This is a genomic window from Rhizobium sp. BK376 (assembly GCF_004341625.1).
Lineage (GTDB): Bacteria > Pseudomonadota > Alphaproteobacteria > Rhizobiales > Rhizobiaceae > Rhizobium.
This window is the reverse complement of record NZ_SLZG01000007.1, coordinates 66223-84712: the sequence shown is the minus strand read 5'-3', so window position 1 is coordinate 84712 and position 18490 is coordinate 66223. Positions and strand designations below refer to the sequence as shown.

Annotated in this window: 18 protein-coding genes; 5 read left to right on the top strand and 13 right to left on the bottom strand. The window is 57.6% G+C overall.

Annotated elements, in window-relative coordinates:
• Positions 1-30: 30 nt before the first annotated feature.
• The 9 genes from EV561_RS18450 to EV561_RS18410 all read right to left on the bottom strand — a co-directional run bounded on the left by EV561_RS18450 (position 31) and on the right by EV561_RS18410 (position 9287).
• Positions 31-537: a helix-turn-helix domain-containing protein gene (locus EV561_RS18450; protein ID WP_132523765.1), complete on the bottom strand. Its 507-nt coding sequence runs from the start codon at positions 535-537 to the stop codon at positions 31-33.
• Between the two features lie 424 nt (positions 538-961).
• Entirely contained in the window at positions 962-2191 is a 1230-nt protein-coding gene (locus EV561_RS18445) for a hypothetical protein (RefSeq protein WP_245512733.1), read from the bottom strand.
• A 590-nt stretch (positions 2192-2781) separates the two neighbouring features.
• On the bottom strand, positions 2782-3825 hold the full coding sequence (locus EV561_RS18440) for an ATP-binding protein (protein WP_132523763.1): 1044 nt from the start codon (positions 3823-3825) through the stop codon (positions 2782-2784).
• 16 nt (positions 3826-3841) lie between these two features.
• Entirely contained in the window at positions 3842-6217 is a 2376-nt protein-coding gene (locus EV561_RS18435; protein WP_132523762.1) for a hypothetical protein, read from the bottom strand.
• Positions 6218-6230: 13 nt separating this feature from the next.
• A complete protein-coding gene (locus tag EV561_RS18430; RefSeq protein ID WP_132523761.1) occupies positions 6231-6809 on the bottom strand; it encodes a hypothetical protein in 579 nt (192 codons plus the stop codon).
• 20 nt (positions 6810-6829) lie between these two features.
• Positions 6830-7063 (bottom strand): hypothetical protein, encoded by a 234-nt coding sequence (locus EV561_RS18425; RefSeq protein ID WP_132523760.1) that lies wholly within the window; start codon positions 7061-7063, stop codon positions 6830-6832.
• A gap of 35 nt (positions 7064-7098) precedes the next feature.
• On the bottom strand, positions 7099-7536 hold the full coding sequence (locus tag EV561_RS18420; RefSeq protein WP_132523759.1) for a hypothetical protein: 438 nt from the start codon (positions 7534-7536) through the stop codon (positions 7099-7101).
• A 64-nt stretch (positions 7537-7600) separates the two neighbouring features.
• The gene (locus EV561_RS18415; protein WP_132523758.1) at positions 7601-7993 is read right to left on the bottom strand and encodes a hypothetical protein; all 393 of its coding nucleotides are present in this window, start codon (positions 7991-7993) and stop codon (positions 7601-7603) included.
• Positions 7994-8750: 757 nt separating this feature from the next.
• Complete coding sequence (locus tag EV561_RS18410; RefSeq protein ID WP_132523757.1) at positions 8751-9287, bottom strand: hypothetical protein; 537 nt, start codon at positions 9285-9287, stop codon at positions 8751-8753.
• A 482-nt stretch (positions 9288-9769) separates the two neighbouring features.
• Here EV561_RS18410 and EV561_RS18405 point away from each other — a divergent pair, with 482 nt between their 5' ends.
• From EV561_RS18405 to EV561_RS18395, 3 genes are all read left to right on the top strand, one after another.
• Positions 9770-10009: a hypothetical protein gene (locus EV561_RS18405; protein WP_132523756.1), complete on the top strand. Its 240-nt coding sequence runs from the start codon at positions 9770-9772 to the stop codon at positions 10007-10009.
• Between the two features lie 140 nt (positions 10010-10149).
• Positions 10150-10737, top strand: coding sequence for a hypothetical protein (locus tag EV561_RS18400; RefSeq protein ID WP_245512731.1), 588 nt, complete (start codon positions 10150-10152; stop codon positions 10735-10737).
• Positions 10738-10923: 186 nt separating this feature from the next.
• A complete protein-coding gene (locus EV561_RS18395) occupies positions 10924-12663 on the top strand; it encodes an AAA family ATPase (protein ID WP_245512729.1) in 1740 nt (579 codons plus the stop codon).
• A gap of 53 nt (positions 12664-12716) precedes the next feature.
• On the opposite strand, the gene EV561_RS18390 is transcribed toward EV561_RS18395, so the two are convergent.
• The gene (locus EV561_RS18390; RefSeq protein WP_132523753.1) at positions 12717-13526 is read right to left on the bottom strand and encodes a hypothetical protein; all 810 of its coding nucleotides are present in this window, start codon (positions 13524-13526) and stop codon (positions 12717-12719) included.
• A gap of 129 nt (positions 13527-13655) precedes the next feature.
• A complete protein-coding gene (locus tag EV561_RS18385; RefSeq protein WP_165927853.1) occupies positions 13656-14444 on the bottom strand; it encodes a phosphatase PAP2 family protein in 789 nt (262 codons plus the stop codon).
• Between the two features lie 505 nt (positions 14445-14949).
• Here EV561_RS18385 and EV561_RS18380 point away from each other — a divergent pair.
• Entirely contained in the window at positions 14950-15678 is a 729-nt protein-coding gene (locus EV561_RS18380) for a DedA family protein (protein WP_132523751.1), read from the top strand.
• A gap of 5 nt (positions 15679-15683) precedes the next feature.
• Here the strand turns inward: EV561_RS18380 and EV561_RS18375 are convergent, their stop codons facing one another.
• Entirely contained in the window at positions 15684-16421 is a 738-nt protein-coding gene (locus tag EV561_RS18375) for a hypothetical protein (RefSeq protein ID WP_132523750.1), read from the bottom strand.
• Positions 16422-16572: 151 nt separating this feature from the next.
• Positions 16573-17598 (bottom strand): iron ABC transporter substrate-binding protein, encoded by a 1026-nt coding sequence (locus EV561_RS18370; RefSeq protein WP_245512728.1) that lies wholly within the window; start codon positions 17596-17598, stop codon positions 16573-16575.
• Between the two features lie 326 nt (positions 17599-17924).
• Between EV561_RS18370 and EV561_RS18365 the strand changes: the two genes are divergently transcribed.
• Positions 17925-18461 carry a hypothetical protein gene (locus EV561_RS18365; protein WP_132523749.1) on the top strand — a complete coding sequence of 179 codons (537 nt, stop codon included), beginning with the start codon at positions 17925-17927 and terminating at the stop codon, positions 18459-18461.
• Positions 18462-18490 lie beyond the last annotated feature (29 nt).

Sequence of the window (18490 nt, the reverse complement as noted above, 5' to 3'; positions counted from 1 at the left end):
TGGCGTCCGGAATTGCGTTAAATCAAAACTCTAGGCGTCGAAGCCCAGGAACCATGCGCGCATATGCGCGATGCGTTCGTAGACGACCTCGTCGGCCGCCGGGCCTGGTTTGATGACGGTTTCCTCCGGAGAGAAGGCGCGTCCCGTGACACGATCGATGAGTAGGGGTTCGCGGTCTTCACCGGTCTCGGGATTGCCGAGGCGCATGGCGATCTCTTCTGGCGGAAGGTATTGGCTTCCCCACGCAAAAAGCGCCATCATGACCGGAAAGAAATCCCGTCCTTTCTGGGTCAGCACATATTCGTAGCGCGGCGGCCGCTCGCAATAGAGCCGGCGCTCGAAGAGGCCTTCTGTTGTCAGATGCTTGAGCCGCCGCGTCAGGATATTCGGCGCAACGCCGAGGCTCTTCTGAAATGCGTCGAAGCGAGTAAGGCCCTGAAAGGCGTCCCGCAGGATAAGCATGCTCCAGCTGTCGCCGACGCTTTCAAGCGAGCGGGCGGCGGGGCAGTTGAGTTCTGTGGAGCAGGCGCGTTGCATGCCGCAGTGGATAGCACCGGTAACTATCAAAATGCAAGTTACTATCTTTCGCGGATCGCGAACGCAAAAAATCCCACGCCGGCGAGCGGGATTTGCGGATTGCAAGAAGAAATATTGGATATAAAATCAATTACATGCAGCGATAATCTAATGCTTTTTCAGCCTCGCCATCGGTAGCGTCAAGTTGTCGCGCGTCACGGGATTTGACACACCCTACAACGGGATTTCAAAGGCTTAGGCAATCCTCGCGACACCATTCCTGACACAAACGTCACGTGAAAGCGACACTGCTTTAGTGGACCGCTGGCCGACGAGCAGGCTACCGGCTGAATTTGCCAGTCGGATAGCAGTGCGGGCAGCAAAAGAAATGGCCCCATCTGCTTTCGAAGATGAGGCCCTAGAATGGATGGAAAGCTATGACCGGCTAATCGCTTTGGAACCTGGCCAGTTCAGCTTCGACGGCGACCCTCTCGTAAAAGACTAACTTCTTCGCTCTAAGCTTTGGGGTGTCTGTCCACCTCAAACGCTGTGCCACTGCCAAGGCTCCGAGCGTCGTCTGCTCTCCTAATTCAGTGGCGGAAACGTATGCTCCGTGGAACCTGTTCACTTCCTCGCGGTCGAAGAACATAGTGGTGGGAGGGTATCCAATGCGATTGAATTTGTGACCGCCGAGCAGGTTTTCTCTCGCCATCAGGCGAACCTGCTGCACCGGAAGCCCAACGAGTGCTGCGACTTCTTCGCTCAGCATCCACTTCGAATCGATCTTGAAATGACTGGCTACTTCCGCTGGATCGACCATAATGCAATCCAGCCCCTGCAATTTTTGGTCGTAGAACACGTTCTTTAGTTTTCCATCAAGCAACAGTGCAACGATGTCGCCGTACAACACGCGGGCGCGTTGGGTTGCCTTGAAGAGGGAGAACAGACCGGCGCTCGAAGACACCGGCTGTATGGCTAGCGCCGCGTCACGCAGCCGCTGCAGCGACGCCTTAGAATACCGGAGCAGACTTCCGGGGAACAGCTGAGGGTAAAGCGGATCGTGTACAATGAGACCTTGACCAACGAGTTGTTCGAAACCAGCCCGGCTAACCCCGAGGACTATTTTTGCCTCGATTGGGAGCAGCAGGTCCTCAAGGTAATGTCTCGCCTGCTCGACTACATCCGAGGGAAAGACAGTGACGGTCTTGTCTTTATCACAATCAAAGTGTGCGAGAATATTTTTAGTCTGTATTTGGTTCCGTTTCAAACGCTTGGACGCTTCCGACAAGCCGACGTGAGTTTGCGTCAACCGCTCCCCGAAAACGATGCACTTTCCGGCGATGGCAACAGTTTCCTTGATGAAATCGAGCAGCTCAAGCCGAACTGCATCGTAATCGGCTCCAGCACGTTTTCCAGGAACCATGATACTCGCGAAGCCGCCCAGAAGATGAGGCCCGCCGTAGGCGGATCGTCGCGGATTTGTCTGTAAGGTCATGAGCCGACCAAAAGCACGTATACCGTCTCGGCCCCGCTTCAAGATTTCGTAACCCGCCTGAGCACCAGTCTGCCATTCTGTTTCGGTGAAGTTATGAAGGTTCACGTGTTTGCCAAACGTCGCAAACATTCCCATCAATTCCGAAACATCGATACCGGCGACCATCGACATGTTGTCCACGAAAGCCCCTGCCTGTTTCCGACCTTCGAGGCGATCTAGGATAAACTGCTCGAAGGGGGTGAATGGGGTCGTATCTACGAGGCCTGCCGCCTTTCTAAGCTCTCGTGCGGATATTGCGGCACGGGTATCAAGATCGAAGGCTCGGGCGCTCGCAATGTCGGGAAGCTGGAACAGCGGGGCATTGTGGATTGGGCAAGAACGGATCGCGGTGAAATGCCAGTGAACCCGGAAATACCTTCGTGCCGACTGGGGGCCGCTCTCGTTTCGGAAATCGTCTTCGAGACAGTGAGGACATACCCTCGACGTGTAGCGAGTGATCCATGGCGAGCGCACCTGTTCACCTCGGAGAACGCCGGCACCTTGTCTTGCACTTATGTAAGCGTTCCGGAAGACCTGCTCGTCTGGAACATGTGCAACCTCACTCAGACGTATTAGTGCTTCGCGACGTCCGTGGATTACGGAGTCGAACGAGAACCCCATGTCTTCGCAGAACGGATAGGGCGACAATCCATTCGCAGATGCCAGCCGGATTGCGAGACTCGTCGTCGTCTCGTCGGCGTGAAATGGAACTTTATAAATCCCTCGCATTGCTAGCCGCCATCCCTCGCGGAATAACCAGACGATCCGCTATCGTCATCTTCATCCTCCTCGGGAGTGAGGGTACCATCATCGCGGACCCCCCGAACGATCGTCCACCATTTGGCCTCGGTGAAGACATTCCGGCCGCCCTTTGCGAGCCGCATGTAGGCGTCGTCCCAATGCTCGATGCCGACCTCGGTTTCTCCGCAATCAAGCGCATCTTCGATAACGAAATGCAGCATCCTAAATACGAGGCCCAGTCGATAGCGGGCGCCGTGAAAGAGCCTCCTCGAGAATTCATCCGTGAAAGGCATCACCGACTTCAGCCCGGCGATTGCCAGGACCTGCTCGATCACGGTGTTGATCTCGGCGCCGTGTTCGGAGGCAACGAGGGGCACAAGCGGATGATGCAGGACACGGGCCTCCATCTGCTCCTTGCTGTCACGCTTGACCAAGTTGACGCTTTCAGGAAGGCCGAGGAGGATCAGATGGATCGGCCAATCGTCTTCCTGCAGGAGGTTCTTAAGCGTGTCCGTCAGGTGGCGTAGCCCTTTTCTCGCGGGTGCATCGAGTACGTGCTGGAACTCATTGATGACGACGACCCGCGTGCCCTGGACGTAGAGCTGGGCTCGAACGCGCTGGAACACTAGATCTTCGGACAGCTGTCTGTGGAGCTTGTACCCCAAGCGCATAGCCATTTCGCGTCCGAGCCCGGCCATCGTGCAGCCCGGCGGCGCAGTGACCCGGAATAGCGGATATGCGGTGTTGTTGTTCTCGATCGCGAAGGGAACCAGCGAAGTGTTCTCTTCGAGATAGTGGTTCACCATGAACGACTTTCCGGCGTGAGATTCACCCGTGATGAGCAGGATGTGCCCGTCCTTCGATGCGCGGGTGGCGCCTCGGACCACGACGTCGATTTCGCGTTTAACTTCCTGGTCGTTGTGCGTGGTGAAGTAGAAGTTCTCGACGGCTTCCATGATGTCCCGGATGCGGCGCTGCTCCTCGGGCAGGCGGTCGCGCATCGTTCGTGTGACTTCGTTGTCTTCTCTGAACATGGCCAGTTCCCTATACCTACTTGCCTTCCCACGGCCTGGGCCCGCCGATGCGGTTCTTGGTGCGACGGGGAGACGGAGCGGAGTTGGGCTCAGGTCGAGGTGGCTCCGCGGCCTCTTGTCCGACCTTCGCCTTCGTCTCGCGGCGTTTACCGGCTTCGGGAGCTGCGAAACGGTTGGGATCGCGTTTGAAACCGTCGTCTGTGTCGCCGAATTCACTGTCGAGAGTGGGTGCTGGCGTGCTCAGGGACTCGATCGGGGCGTTTTTGCTGCCGTCGCCGGGGTTGAGCAGCTCGTTGATTTCCTGCGCGTAGTCGTGTTCAAACTGACGCTTGTAGATCACGCCCTGGACGACATCCCGATCCAGAGCTATTATTTTTTCAAGTGTCCAGGAGTCAGCAGCGATACCGGCGCGATCCTCGGCCGACTTGACAAGCCTCTGCACCTGCGAGAGCGTCCGGAGCACAGTGTCCCACGAGCGCGGCTGAGACTTCTTCACTGTCTTGTTCATGTGAAGAAGTGCGTGCTTCCACTGGTTCAGGGTGAGGTGTTCCGTTCCGGGCAGGTTGCACTTGACTGTAATGTAGCCACGGCCATTCTGCGTCTTGACTCTGATCTTGCTAAGATTTTTGGGCCAGACCCGGATCGTGAACGTGGTTTTGGTGCTGTTGTCGCGAAGTTCCTGCATACGCTCGTCACCATACGTCAGACCTAAGAACACAAGGCCGTTGTTAGAAATATGTCTGTTGGGCACGGAAATCGCGAAAGCCTTCCACCTGGTATCCTCGTCGACGCGTCGAACCTGGTGCATCTTGTTGAGATAGCCCCACATCTGTAACGGGGTCCTGCCATTCAGCGCACCCTCCTGCGGGGTGTTGTGGTAGCAATCGATAATGAGGCGAGCGAGGCATTCCGCGAATTCGATGTCCGTGAGTGCCGCCAGTTTCTTGGGATCGTATCCTTCTCCCTTGGCCAGGATGTTGCCGAACGTCTGGCCTGGAAACATATGCATGTACTTGCTGTCTATGGTGCGGAAGAAGCGCTCGATGGCGCCTCGCATGTTGGGGTGATCGGCCGGAGGGCTTAGCACGCTTCCTGTGAGCGCGACGACGCAGTCCTGAAATTCGAAGCTGTCGTAGGCACTTCCGTGGTCCGCCACCACCAGCCAAGGCTTGCCCTCTTGCGGCCAAGGCGAATTTGTCTTGAGGGCCTCGACGAGGTGCGCCTTCGAACTAACGGCCATTTCGAGAACTTCGATCGCATCCCTGGGCGTTGGCTGGGCGGTGCGAAGGATCTTCATGCCGAGCACGGACCGCGAGGCCGCATCGAACGCTACCGACCACCAAAGACGCTTTCGGTTATCGGCGTCTTTCCTCTTCTTCTTCCGCTTAGGATTTTTAGTATCGCTCTCTTCGTCTTCGTCGTCGACCTCGACCGAAAGAGCTTCGAGCCTGGCGATGGCGTCAGGATGAATTTCATTGATCAACCCGGTTTCCGTGAGAAAGACGAAAAGGTCGAGAAGCTTTTCATCCATTTCCACTCGCTCCAGAGGAAGGTCGGCCGTCGGGCCGCCGTAACTCAAGGCGTGGTCGAGCCGAGCCTTCTTTGCGTCAATCCGCGCTGCGGTCTTGTCGAGATCGCGGAGTGATTTGATGAAACGCTGTACTGTTCGGATCTTTGGTTCAGGAATTTGCGGCTTGCCTTGCAGGCTAAGTTCGAGGTTCCTTTTTTCGAGCGTCACCAAGACGGCCGACGGGGAGGCTTGTTTATTATTCAGGTACGCGGTTCTCAGGAATTCCTGCGTCGCTGGAGCCATCTTCGTGCCGCGCACTGTGCCCTTGTATCGCTTCATGAGGGCGTTCGAGGAGTTTGCATTCTCCTCGTAGAGGTTCGCGATCCGTATGAACTGACGCCACTCAATCAGGTTGCGGTCACTGACGTCTATCCTCTTCGAGCCGCCGCGCCCCTTCTTCTTGGTGTTTCCTTTGTGCAGGATCGCTTCTTGCGTTTCAGTGAAATGCTCGAGGAATGCAGTGACCTTGGCCTTTGAGCGAGACCATTTACCTTCCTTCACCCCCTGGAGAAATGCCGCGACGGCGCGAATACGGACGCGGATGTCAAGCGGCATATCGGCTGGATCAAGCGCAAACTCAAGCTCGCGTTCGTTCTTGCGCGCGAGCGTGTAGTACTCGGGTTCGATGTCGACGATGCCCAGCGAGATGTATCGCGACAACTCCGCCTTTGCAAACTGGTGCTTGAGCGGTCCATTTTCCTGTTCAAGCTGGTATCCGCCGGAAATGTGGGTGACCTGGTAATAGTTGCCTTGGTAAAGGAGCCGGTCCCACTCGCCGACGGCGAAATTCGTATATACGGTCTCCCTTGCGTGCTGACCCATTTTATTTCCCTTTTTACGCGCACTGGCGCAGATAAGAAATGTCCGTCATCGTCATGTAGTCCGGACGACTGCACGCATGCTCCAGAACGCCAATGTCGATCAGGTTCCACATGGCGGTGCGCGCGGCGCCGAGGTCCGCAAACTCCTGCAGGAGTTCGCAAACCTTGAACGTTTCTTTCATTCCGGACAGCAGGCGCTGCATGCAATTGCAGTTCTCATTGTTCTTGAGTTCGCGGGCCCGCAGAATCTCCGCCGATCGTAAAAAAACTGCTTTCGTCACCAGCTCATCGGTCATGATTTTGCAGTCATCCGCATGCAGATGCAGGCTATGGTTACGAATGAGTTCTAGTTTAGCGAGAAGTTTTCCGTGGTTATCGAGCTGCGCGGGGCGGGCGGCAAGCAGACGGACGAGCCCGCTTTTGTAGACCACGCGGAAGTCGAAGTAGTGAAACTTGCCCTTCGCGTATTCGACACCGTACTGGCACGAGACATCGACGACATCGCGTCGTGACATCAGGTAGACAGCACACTGGGCTTCGAACCAGCTCTCGCAACGAAGCGGCCCCGTTCCCAGCGGGTTGTTCAGGAACACACGGCAGTTCTTTCCCGATTTTAGCGAGACGGCGCGGTCGTACGGCGATACGGGGTCAGGCTCGACCGTGAACCCAAGCTTTTCTTCGATACAAGGTTCTTCGTCAGCACCCTTTGCAAGCTCCGGCTCCGCACGTTCCCGATCTGGCGGTCGGAGTTCGCAAAATTGGTCTCGTATCCGTGTTCGATGCTGAGGATATCGAACCCGTTGTTCTTGTAGTGCAGATACTGCAGAGCCAGCTGTGCCTTCTTCATCTATGCCTCCAAATCTTTTCCGGTGATGGGCGCCGTCACTGCTGTTCGTTGCCACACGAGATCTGGACATCCCAGGCGGGATCGCCCCAGGCGCCAATCTCAGGTAAATTCTTCGCGCTATGGCGAACAACCGGCAGAACGACGTGGCCCCCCGGCAACTTAGCCGCGCGGCTGCGCTTGGCCGCGTGATATCCGTCGAGGAGCACCAGGAAGCGCTCATAGTCAGGGATGTCGATGACCGGCGCATTCGCCCGCGCGATCTGGCGATTGAAATCGTCGAACAGCCCAGTGAGGTTCTTCCACCAGTAGCGAGTTGCATCCGGACGCTTCTGTGCGGATTTCAGGAAATCCTGTAGGGCGTCCTCCTTCAGGTTCTCGAAGCCGATCAACTCGCGAAGTTCGGGCGATTCGAGCGCGCTGCTCATGCTGGTGATCGCCGCCTGAAGACGTTCGATCGAGTTTCGGAAGGTCATCTTTTCTCTCCTATGTTTGATGACGATTTCGTCCGTCAGGGGATGGGTGACTGGGTTTGGCAGGCTATTTGAAAGCGATTTCAAGAACTTCGGCGGCCGAGAACAGGAGATCGAAGGTCGTGACGCGACGCAGGCGGCCGAAACGCATGTAGCGAACGAACTCTTCCGGCAACGACTTGACGATGCGGCGGAAGGTCGTGAGGGACGGCTTGCGGGCGGGTGAGCTGTTAAGCGCGGCGTCTTCGTCGATCAACGCGCAGAGGACGCGGTAGACCAGAGTGACACTAGGGCGCGCGGCATCGGCATACGACAGCGCGACAACGCGGAAGAGATTGATCTCGCTCAGCGTGAAGTAGTAGCCGCCGTGCTTCTGTCGCGACCATTTGCGCAGTTCGGGAAGGAAGAGGTCGGGAATACGGTCGCCGAAGAAAAGGCGTGAGTCATCAGCCTGCGTCATAGCGCGGTCCTTTCGTGTCAGGGTCTGGAGAAGGCGCTTCGCAGTCCGGTCATGGAATGCGGATGCAATCATCGAAACGAGGGAGCTTGAACTTGGAGGCACCCGGTCGGAGCGGCTTCCTCATCCCTCAATGAAGATCTTGGATCGGATCTTCCCGGCGAGGCGACGAAGTCTCGCCGGAGGTCGAAGTCGTTACCGTCGGTGACGGTTCAACGACTTCATTGTCGCGTGAGGGGGTATCTGTGGGGAGTTTTATTGTACATGCTATTCCTCGTCGCGCTGAGGGAAGGTGAGCTCTCTGAGGTCACCGAAGTCGCATCGATGCCTAGTTGGCTTGTTGGGCCCTTTGACCGTATGTCGATGTGACCTGTTGCATGTTGGACGGTTCCTTGGCGATGACCCGAAATTGGATCAGCGGCGATGGAAATACATGGATCAGTCGAAGTTGTCTATAGTACAGATCCGTAAGCTGGCCCTTTAGCTCGTTGCAATTGTTAGAATAAATGCTTTATATGTGTAAATTATAATTAAATTTATAGTTAATATTGGCGCGTTTATGCATGGTTTACCAAGAGAGCCTGGACGGCGCCGGGTTCGGCCAAAGTTCATTGATCATCTTGTCTCAATTCGATCCGCCATCGCACAGAGCCGCCTTTGAAAGCTGAAATCAATTTTTTGTGCCACGGACAGGATGCATTGGAGAATTTGCGCGCTGCCCGGATTTTGTTGCGTCACGAATTCGGCCGATCCCATCCTGCTAGAAAATGAGACAGTTAGACCTCTCGTCGTCGAGCACGAACTGCCATTCTTCCGAGGGGTCGACATGCCATCGTCGATGAAACGGCTCATAGACGCCCGGGATGCGAAAATGTCTGTGAATGAGCATGAAGTCGTTGACGTCCCGCGTTGCTACCGGCATCTGGTAGTGGATCGCAACGGCGGCGATTGCTGGATCGCACCCAAACCGAAGTTCGCCCGTCGTCCTGTCGTCTCTCCAGAATCTCCGTAGCGCCGGGACGGTCGCCATTGTTGCGATCAGTCGAAATATTTCGGCGCCCATCGGAGGAATGAAAACGTTCGTCGCCAGAAGGCCGCCGAGCCACGATAGGAGCGGTTCCGCTCGATCGGGCCTCGATGTCCTCAGCATCTGCCCGCCGCGTTCAAGTTCGAAGACGACAGGAGCGGGAATTGCGATGGATTCGTCAGGCAGCGACCGGAGGAAGCGTTGGACTTCTTGTACCGGCTCCTGTCGTCTGGCTTCGCTTAAGACGCTCGTATCAAGTAGAATGTGCATGCGCATTCCCCCGAGGACGTCGAACGATGGTCCCGGATCACGGTTTACGAAGGATTAACGTGTGGTCGTGCACCTTTGAATCGCGTAATCTCTGCCGACACGGAGGATTCGATCATGGTTTCCCGGATGGAGTGGACGCTAGAAGAAGCGGAGGCTGACGTCCGTCAGCTGCTGGAAACTGCCAGACGTGGCGGCCCGCAGACTGTAAGAGATACTGACGGCAAGGGCGTTTTCACCGTGACGTATTCGAAACCAACTTCGCAACCCAGTGTGACCGCATACCTGCTTGAGGGTGGTCCTGAAGAATAAGTGTCCCCCAGTTCAGACGAGCAGGCTTCTTGTCCTCCGAAAATTCCTCCTTCCACCCCGACGTTTGTGAACTCGTGGACCGGTCACGGATTGCCGCTTGGCAAAACAATTTCCTCATTGCTGCCGCCGGGTTTCCGCCACATCATATACCATGGTGGATGAGGGGCGGAACATTGGCAGACATTCTATCAACGGATCGGATTTCGGGTGCAGCTTGTCGCGCAGCCGAGGAATCCCATTTTTCGCAGCGCCACCTTGCGGAACTGCAGTCTTTAATTGGTGCTGCGACGCGATCTACGACAATGGCGGGCCGGGGTGACAATGCGTACCGCGACCTCGCCGATGAAATTCTCAGCCTGGCAAGGCGGGGCAAGATAACGGCTTCCTTTAGCAAAGGATTAAAAACCGATTGACGGTCGGGAGATTGTTCACTATATGTTCCCGTCATGAAAAAGCTCGATCATCGACAACAACAACGCTGAATTGAACCGCCGCCCGCGCGGCAGTCCTTCAATCGTTTGTTGTTGGTGATGTCATGAGTTCCGAGAATCCCTTGCTCGGCGGCCGCAATGCCGCTCGCGTCAACAATGTCTTCTTCTCCCCCAAAGCAACAGTGCGCTGCGCAGGCGAGCCAATCTTCCGCAGTAGGGCCGCGCGCGACTTGGGCTGCCTGTTGGATGTCGATCCGCAGATCGAAACTTGGGAGTGCCTACCCCTCAAGCTGCGGCTGCGCGATGCAGGTCACATCCCCGATTTCCTGGCGAGATACTTCACCGGCGAAGTCCGGCTCGTTGACGCTTGCGAATTGACCGGCGATCCGGAGATCGCCGCGGCAGCGGCGCGGATGGGATTGGTTCATCAGTTCGTCAGTCGGCCGGAAAGAGAGGCAGGCTGGCGGCTTCGCAACGCCCGCGATCTCCTGAGATATGGGAATTTCCGTTGCCCGCTGGGCGACCGCATCAGAGTGATGTCGGCACTGGACGAGTTTGGTTCGTTCACGGTCGCCGAAGGCCTGACATTGTTCCGTGAAGCTCCTCCAATGGCGGGACTGGCTTCTCTTATTCTGCAACGCATTCTTACGGTCGATCTTGATGATGAACTGATCAATCCGGACAGCACCGTCCGTGGCGCTGAACGATAGGAGCCTTCGATGAACCCGAGTCGGATAAATTTTGCCGAGCGCGCGGCAACACTCGAAGTCGCTGTCTACTCTCGGATCGTGAGGGACGCACTGCGAAGGGCAGGCGCATTTCAGCGCAACGACGCATGTGTCGCTTTGATCCTTCCCGCAAACGCTAACGAGCAGTCGTACGCGGACGCTCTCAGCGTGACATTGAAAGCCACGCAGCGAGCCGAAATCTACACCAAGCATGTCGTCGAAGAGTACCGAGGCGGAGGCAATTGGTCGGATGCCGTTGATATCCTGAGGGTTAAACCAGCGGTCGTTTTGCTCGTTCCCAATGGGATAGCCATTCCCTCAGATGTCGGGCTCGCACTCGACAAGACTGTCGAAGTCGGTGCAATTCGCCCAGTGCATCTCGCCGCTGCCGTGAAAGCGTACGGTGGAATTGCGATTACGCTGGACGACGCGAAGGAGCTGCTTTCGTACCCGCCGATCCATATGTTCCAGGCGCTACGACCAGGCAGGAGCGTCGGCGACGCGCTTGCGCGGTTGGCAGCAGTGTTTCACTCGGAAAGGAAGCCTGAGACTTCGGTCTCGACCCTCGGAGTCGAGGACTTGACGGGCTTCGGCGACGCGCGCGAATGGGCTCTCGGTCTTGCGGAGGATATTCGCGCCTGGGACGATGGCACACTCGACTGGGGCGACGTGGACTGCGGTCTGCTTCTGAGTGGCCCGCCGGGCACAGGGAAGACGATGTTCGCTGCTGCCGTCGCCAAAACATGCGGGACCGCCTTTATAAGCAGCTCCTTTGCTCAATGGCAGGCGATGGGTCATCTCGGCGATCTATTAAAGGCTATGAGACGAACATTCAAAGATGCAGCTGAAAAAGCGCCATGCATTCTCTTCCTGGACGAGTTTGACTCCCTTGGAGACAGATCGACTTTCGGTCCCGACCACGCGAGCTACAATATCCAGGTCGTGAACGCACTCCTCGAAGCGTTGGACGGATCGTCGCGCCGAAATGGCGTTGTCGTGATCGCCGCCACGAACCATCCGGACGCCATCGATCCCGCCCTGACTCGACCCGGCCGTCTGGACCGGCACGTGAAAATCGAACTCCCCGACTATGACGCTCGCAAGAAGATTCTCGTAATGCATCTCCGCGCCGAGATGCCGGCGGAAATTCTGGAGACGACGGCCAGAGCGACCAGCGGCATGTCCGGTGCGAAGCTGGCGCAGCTTGCGAAGGACGCTCGAATGCGGGCAAGGCGTGCTCGACGCGAGATGACACCGGACGACTTGAAAGCCGTCACACCAGCGACCGTCGTCCTGGATCCAGCTGTCCGGCACTCGGTCTGCGTTCATGAAGCGGGACATGCCGTCGTTGGGACAGATCTAGGTGTGGCGACGGTGCGATCAATCGTAGTGCCTCGCGAGGTCGGCTCGGCTGAAGCCTGGTCCGGTTTTGTCGAATGGTCTCGCCCGGTGGCGCGCCAGAGATCGAAGGAGGCATACCGGAACGAGATAGCCCTGTTACTGGGAGGCAGGGCAGCCGAGGAGGTAATGCTGGACGACATCAGAGACGGATCTGGAGGAGCGCCGGGTTCGGATCTCCACCGAGCAACTGATCTCGCGACTGTCATGGAGGCGACGCTCGGCATGGGCCAGGGGCTTTCCTACAGCGATGTATCGTCGCCGAGAGATCTGGAGGAACTTCGCCGCGCGGATCCAGTGTTGCGCAGACGAGTGGGACAGCTGTTGAATGCCGAGCTGGAACGCGCGAAGGAGATTGTCCGGAGGCGGAAGGGCGACATTGAAAGTCTAGTAAGGGCACTTTCGGACAGTGAGATTCTCGATGCAGAGGAGGTGAGGGCGCTCCTAGGGTTCGAGCCTGGCGATCCCGTCGAGCGTTCCAGGAAACCCTATGCGCGGCGCGGTTCGTAGTCGGCAGAGTGATGGGAGAGCTGCTAGAATCGATCTGTCGCGCAATCCGGAGCCTACCGGCCCAAAAGGCTGTCGCGATCCGCTTCTTCAACGTCTTTCCGTGTGAGGGCTACATAGCCGACGAAGCCGAAAATGACGATCGCCATTCCCAGGCTGACTGGTCCAGTGCCCCAGCCCAGTCCGCCGCGCTCGTGCGAGACGCCAAACCAGTCGGCGAACGACGCGCCTAGCGGCCGCGTCACCACATAGGCGAACCAGAAAGCCATGATCTCGCCCATGCCAAATTTCCAATAGGCTATGGCTGGCACGGCGAAAATTGCCAGGAAGAGAAAGCCCGATTCGAGATAGCCCAGCCCCATCGAGCTAGCTGTCATGTCGCCAGCAGCTGTACCGAGCGCAAAGGTCGTGGAGACTGTCGCCCAGTAAAAGAGCTCGCGCCTCGCCGTGTGAATGCTGTGGATCGACAGTGTTCCTTCCACACGCTGCCATGCGTAGAGGATGGCGGCAAGGCTAATGGCGAAGAACGGCGTCGAGATCGAATATGGTATGCCGAGCGCGACATGAACGACGTCTGCCGCCATCGTTCCGAAGATCGAGACCATCACCACCGTCAGCCAGTAGATCCAAGCGATGTAACGGCCCGCAGAAAATTGCAGCACCAGCGCGACCCCAAAGGCAAGCCCACCAAGCACAACCGCAATGATTGGATCGATGGTCGTCACAAGAAAATCTGACGTGGTTTCGCCCATGCCGGTCGTCAGAACTTTTATGATCCAGAAGTATACGGTGACCTCAGGTACCTTCGACGGCGTGCCGCCGGACAAGATGGCGTTCGGATGAAACCGAAAAAGCGGTTTGGTCATGTACGAAAGCTCCGAAGGATAACGTGATCAAAGATCGCCATGCTGCACTTGAGAGAGGGTGCAAACGCAGGAGGGAAAGGCTCGGCTGAGCCTTTCCCGTATTGTCTCAAAGCGAGAACGCGTCGCCCCCTACCGCGTGAGAAAGGCGGCTGCGAGCTCCGCGCGGGCATCGTCGAGCAGAGGCTGGAACTTCCTGTTATGCAAAAGAAGCATGCCGAGCGTCGTGCCGAGAATTGCGCTCGCTCTGATGTCGCTGCGCGAATGGACGCCACAGTACATTCGGCTTTCGGCGAAGTCTTCGGCGCGGGCCATGATGAGCTGGCCTTTGGTGGGCATCAGATGGGCGAGGATGACCCCCTGCGCATAGGACAGAGTGCCGTGGCCGCTGGGATAGGCCCGGACTTTCGAACCGTTCTTGCCAGCTGCTTCGCAGACCTGGATGTCGTCGTTGAAGGTCCAGGGACGGCGCCTGCCGTAATAGACCTTGACCACATCCGCTGCAGCGTCGCGCTCATGCAGCACTGCGTCAAGCATTGCAGCGGTCGCGGGAAGTTTCGAAAGGTCGAAGCCGATCGGTCCCAGTGTCGGGATCCAGAGCTCTGAGCTCTCGTGCCGGTCGTCCCAGACGGCCTGATCCAGACGTTCCTTTGAGGCGGTCTGCTGAAAACGGAGCACTTCCGCCACTTCGGCCTTCTGCTGGTCCGACCCATCGGCCGGGGGCGGTGCCAGAAGCGTCACCGGATCGAGATCCTCCGGAGAGAGATACTTAAGAACATGCGTCGGCGTTTGCGGCAAGGCCACCGGCGCCGCGGGCTGCGCGACCGGCTCGGCGGGAAAAGTCACTGGCTGTGCGAAGGAAGGCATGGCGGTACCGACCGCCACTGCCGTCGCGATCGCGAGGCAAGCATATCTCGACATAATAATTTCTCCATAGCGCTTGGGGCTAGCGTCTGACGTGTGAAGCTGCTGCATCGCCGTCACAGTTGACTCGCGTTGCATGGCAATCACTCTGTAGCGAATGCTACGACGTTTGAGATACGCAATGATTGCTACATGGCCGTGACAACTTTGTGGTAAATGCGGCTTCCTTGCCACGCCCGCCCACGTCTGGACCGGATGGCAAAGTGCAGGCTTCGTCGGTGGACCTACAGGCGCCAGCGACCGTTGCCCATCGATTGCACACGATTTCCTGCTGAGCCCCCTGTTTTATCCGTCAAGCGTCGGTGCCGGCGGGCCTTTACAATGCGTCCCCAACGGTCGGAACACGGATGGCTCGGTCGGTCGCGGAACGAATCTTACCAAACGGTATGGTGCGCGACATATTGCGGAAATCTCAGCAAGCGATTCATCACACCTCTTCCCCGGCGACTGACAATCGCCATGACCCAAGGTAACGCGATGAGAATGACGTTGGATTCGCGCCGTGAACGACGATGGCGTTACTCGCTGCAACCAGTCTACCCCTCCGGACGAAACCAACTTCAGAACTGCGATGTGGTTGAATAATGCGTTGAGCAGTCTCGCGGCCTTGATGGCCGGGCACCCGGCAGCGGCATTCGTCGTTGTTTTTCTGGTTGCTGCTGGAGAGGCGGTCTTCATACTTGGCCTCTTCGTGCCAAGCACCGCTGTGCTGTTGGGCGCGGGCGCGCTGGTTGGATCGGGACAACTGCCTTTTCTTTGCGTGTTTATACTGACCACCGCAGGAGCAATCGCGGGCGATGCGCTGTCGTTTTGGTTTGGTCGTCGCTATCGGAGCAGGCTGATCCAGATATGGCCGTTTGTAAAATATCCGGCTCTTATCCGGAGAGGCGAAGGATTCTTTGCTCGATATGGGGCGTCGAGCGTTTTCCTGGGACGCTTCGTGCCGGGCATAAAGTCGGTCATTCCGGGCATCGCAGGAATGATGGGCCTGTCACGCGGCCGCTTCTACCTTGTCAACGTGTCTTCAGCCATTGCCTGGGCGGCGGCGCATATTTTTCCAGGCATGGCGATCGGCCTCGGTCTCAAGGGGCAGGATTTCGCGAACTGGCGCGTCTTGGTGCTCACGGCCCTGCTGCTTGTGGCCACATGGATCGTCTACAAGCTGGCGTCGATATTCGTTCGGCGCGTCATATTTCGGGACCCTTCAGCGTCGAAAACGCTGGAACGATAGAGATTTCAGCCGCGCTCAGCTTCCACGACAAGCTCCGGATCGGTGCGGACATTAGTTCCAATCACGGCGTAGAACCAAATGACGAGGCCGACAAAGACGCCGCCGGAAAGCAGCGTCGCAAATGGCAGCCCCGCGGCATGTGCGAGGGCGTCGCCCGCACCCGTTCCGGCCGTCCGGATAAGTACCAGAGCAAGCCAGTAGATCAATGGGTTGGTCCATCCGCCTTTCCGTTTCGACGCCGCTATGACCACGCCCGCAAGCAGAAAGAAAAGCGCCGCGGTGCCGAGCGGCATCAATCTTAGACGAAAGGACGCTGCGTCGCCTCCGATCGTCCCGACGATCCCGGCAAGCGTCATCGTGAGCCAATAAACGCCCCCTGTGGGAAGATTCTTCATTAGGCTCACGCAGCTGCGCCGATACCACAGGACCGAAACGGCGAACAGAACCAAGACGATCGGCAGAGAGATCTCAAAGCCGATGTGAAAATCATGAAAGGCGTCGCCGAAATTCGTCGCGGCCGTTCTCACTGTGATGATTGCCGCCCAAAACAGGAGCGGCGCCGAAAACTCAGCGACCAGATCGGCCCCGATCAGCAGCAGGAACACGACCAGCAACCAGGGCAGTCCCGCGAGATGTCCGATTCCCATGGCGTCAGAGACATAGTCGCCTGTATTCGTTCCGAAGATGCTGGCAGCACAGAGAGTGATCCAGTAGACCGCGTTGATTTTGGGGAGGGACCGCACGTGATTTCTCCGCTTGTGCCAGATGTCGAGGAAGGGACTGGTGGGCTTCGGCGGAATGGATTGCCCGACAATCCTGACAGGACGCTGAACCATCGGGCGCGGCCGTCCAGCAGGCGGCCGCGCCATTTTTTAGTTAGCAGCGCCGAGCAAATCAGAGGATGCCGGCCGCGGTCATGAGATCCGTCACCTTGGCGCTGTTCAGCTTGGACGGTTCGACCTTCGGAGCCTGGAGATCGGCGAGCGGTACGAGCTTGGGGTTGGAGGCGTCGCCTGTTCCAACCCCATATTCGAAGGAATCACCGTCGCGCAGAATCGCCTGGCCGGCCTTGCCGGTTACGTATTTGAGGAAGGCCTGGGCTTCCTTCTGGTGCCTGCTGGAAGCGAGCACGCCGCCGCCTGATATGCTGACGAATGCGCCCGGGTCCTGGTTCTTGAAATAGTGAAGCGCGACGTTCTTGCTGTTCTCGCCAGTCTTCGCCTGATCGCCGAACCAGTAGTAGTGGTAGATGACGGCGCCTTCGGTCTGCCCGGCATTGACGGCCTTCATGGCGACGCTGTTGCCCTTGTAGAAGGTCGCGTTCTCCTTCAGCGCCTTCAGCCACTTTGCCGTCTCGTCTTCGCCCTTCAGTTCCAGAAGCGCGCTGACGATCGCCTGGAAGTCGGCGCCGGTCGGGGATGCGGCCCAGCGGCCCTTCCATTTCGGATCGGCGAGATCGAGCATCGACTTCGGGAGATCGGCTTCCTTGAGCTTGGTCTTGTCATAGGCAAAGACGGTCGAGCGGGCGGCAACGCCTGTCCACTTGCCGTCAGCCGACTTGAAGGTCTCCGGCACCTGGGCAAGCGTGTCGGTGTCGATCGGCGCGAAGAGGCCCTTGGTATCGACGAGCGTCATGGCCGGCGAATTTTCCGTGAGGAAGACGTCGGCGGGTGAATTGGCGCCCTCCTGGATGATCTGGTTGGCCATTTCGGTGTCGCCGCCGTTGCGGATCGTCACCTTGATGCCGGTCTCCTTGGTGAAGCCGTCGATCCAGGCCTTGCCGAGCGATTCATGCTGGGCGTTGTAGACGACGATCCCGGCGGAATCAGCGGCGAATGCGGTCGTGAAATTGATTGTCGTACCGACGAGCGCCGTACCCAGAACGAGCACGGCTCGCGCTGAAAAAATCATCTTTTTCATTGGTTTATTCCCACATGGTGTCAAATTGCGGGAATACACATCCCATTCTTGAGTATTGCATTCAAGAATTTTATTTGCACGATGAGGCGGTTTATTCTCGTCGTTTGCGGCACCGCTTCAGGTTACTTTCAGCGAGTTGTGCCGAGGGCAAGCCGTCGAAGAGGTCCAACATCTGCAGTGCTGGCAATTTGTGAGGCGGGAGTGAAGGGGTTTTGTTGATGATGACGCGCCCAATTGCACGGCACCTGCTAACGGCGAATTCCTTCAGGTGCCAGTCAGTAAACAGTGATGAATGACAGGCTCAGTTTTGCCAGCTGGGTCGCATCATGTATCGCTATTTGCAGTATTTGCTTTCCGCGCTGGTGCTCGCACCCGGTGTTACCTTCGGCGACGAATTAATGGGGTCGCAAAGCCAGTGGACCGTGACTTATGTCTCGAACCGCGGCGAATATTGCAATCTTGCCTGGGACAGTGGGATGGGCCGGAAGGTGGAGTTCCAGGCGGGTCGAGACACGATCGCGTGGCTCGTGAGCAACGACGCGTGGAAGCTTGCCGGGTCCGGCGGCGGGGAAGTGGACGTTGTAGGCCGCTACCGAAATTGGAAGTTCAATGGCAAGGCCCAGTCAGCGACCAGCCTGCTGCTTTCCGACAACACCGATAGCGCAGCTTCGATCCGCGCGATCCTGACCAAGGCTGTCAGGGGTGGACCGGACATTCAACTGAAGTTTCCTGGCACGGAACCGGATTGGACCGTTCCCATATCGCGCCTATTCCCGATTCATGCGACCGTTGAGAAGTGCATGTCGCGACTGAGGTCGACGCCAATCAGCAAACCTGATCAAGAGACAACGAGCCCGTTTTAGGATCGCCAGCGGCCCGGAAGCCGCGGCCC

Excerpts from the sequence above, each read along its gene's own strand:
- EV561_RS18450 (WP_132523765.1), bottom strand. The coding sequence starts at position 537 with ATGCAACGCGCCTGCTCCACAGAACTCAACTGCCCCGCCGCCCGCTCG.
- EV561_RS18440 (WP_132523763.1), bottom strand. The coding sequence starts at position 3,825 with ATGTTCAGAGAAGACAACGAAGTCACACGAACGATGCGCGACCGCCTG.
- EV561_RS18435 (WP_132523762.1), bottom strand. The coding sequence starts at position 6,217 with ATGGGTCAGCACGCAAGGGAGACCGTATATACGAATTTCGCCGTCGGC.
- EV561_RS18425 (WP_132523760.1), bottom strand. The coding sequence starts at position 7,063 with ATGAAGAAGGCACAGCTGGCTCTGCAGTATCTGCACTACAAGAACAAC.
- EV561_RS18420 (WP_132523759.1), bottom strand. The coding sequence starts at position 7,536 with ATGACCTTCCGAAACTCGATCGAACGTCTTCAGGCGGCGATCACCAGC.
- EV561_RS18415 (WP_132523758.1), bottom strand. The coding sequence starts at position 7,993 with ATGACGCAGGCTGATGACTCACGCCTTTTCTTCGGCGACCGTATTCCC.
- EV561_RS18410 (WP_132523757.1), bottom strand. The coding sequence starts at position 9,287 with ATGCACATTCTACTTGATACGAGCGTCTTAAGCGAAGCCAGACGACAG.
- EV561_RS18390 (WP_132523753.1), bottom strand. The coding sequence starts at position 13,526 with ATGACCAAACCGCTTTTTCGGTTTCATCCGAACGCCATCTTGTCCGGC.
- EV561_RS18385 (WP_165927853.1), bottom strand. The coding sequence starts at position 14,444 with ATGTCGAGATATGCTTGCCTCGCGATCGCGACGGCAGTGGCGGTCGGT.
- EV561_RS18370 (WP_245512728.1), bottom strand. The coding sequence starts at position 17,598 with ATGAAAAAGATGATTTTTTCAGCGCGAGCCGTGCTCGTTCTGGGTACG.
- EV561_RS18365 (WP_132523749.1), top strand. The coding sequence starts at position 17,925 with ATGTATCGCTATTTGCAGTATTTGCTTTCCGCGCTGGTGCTCGCACCC.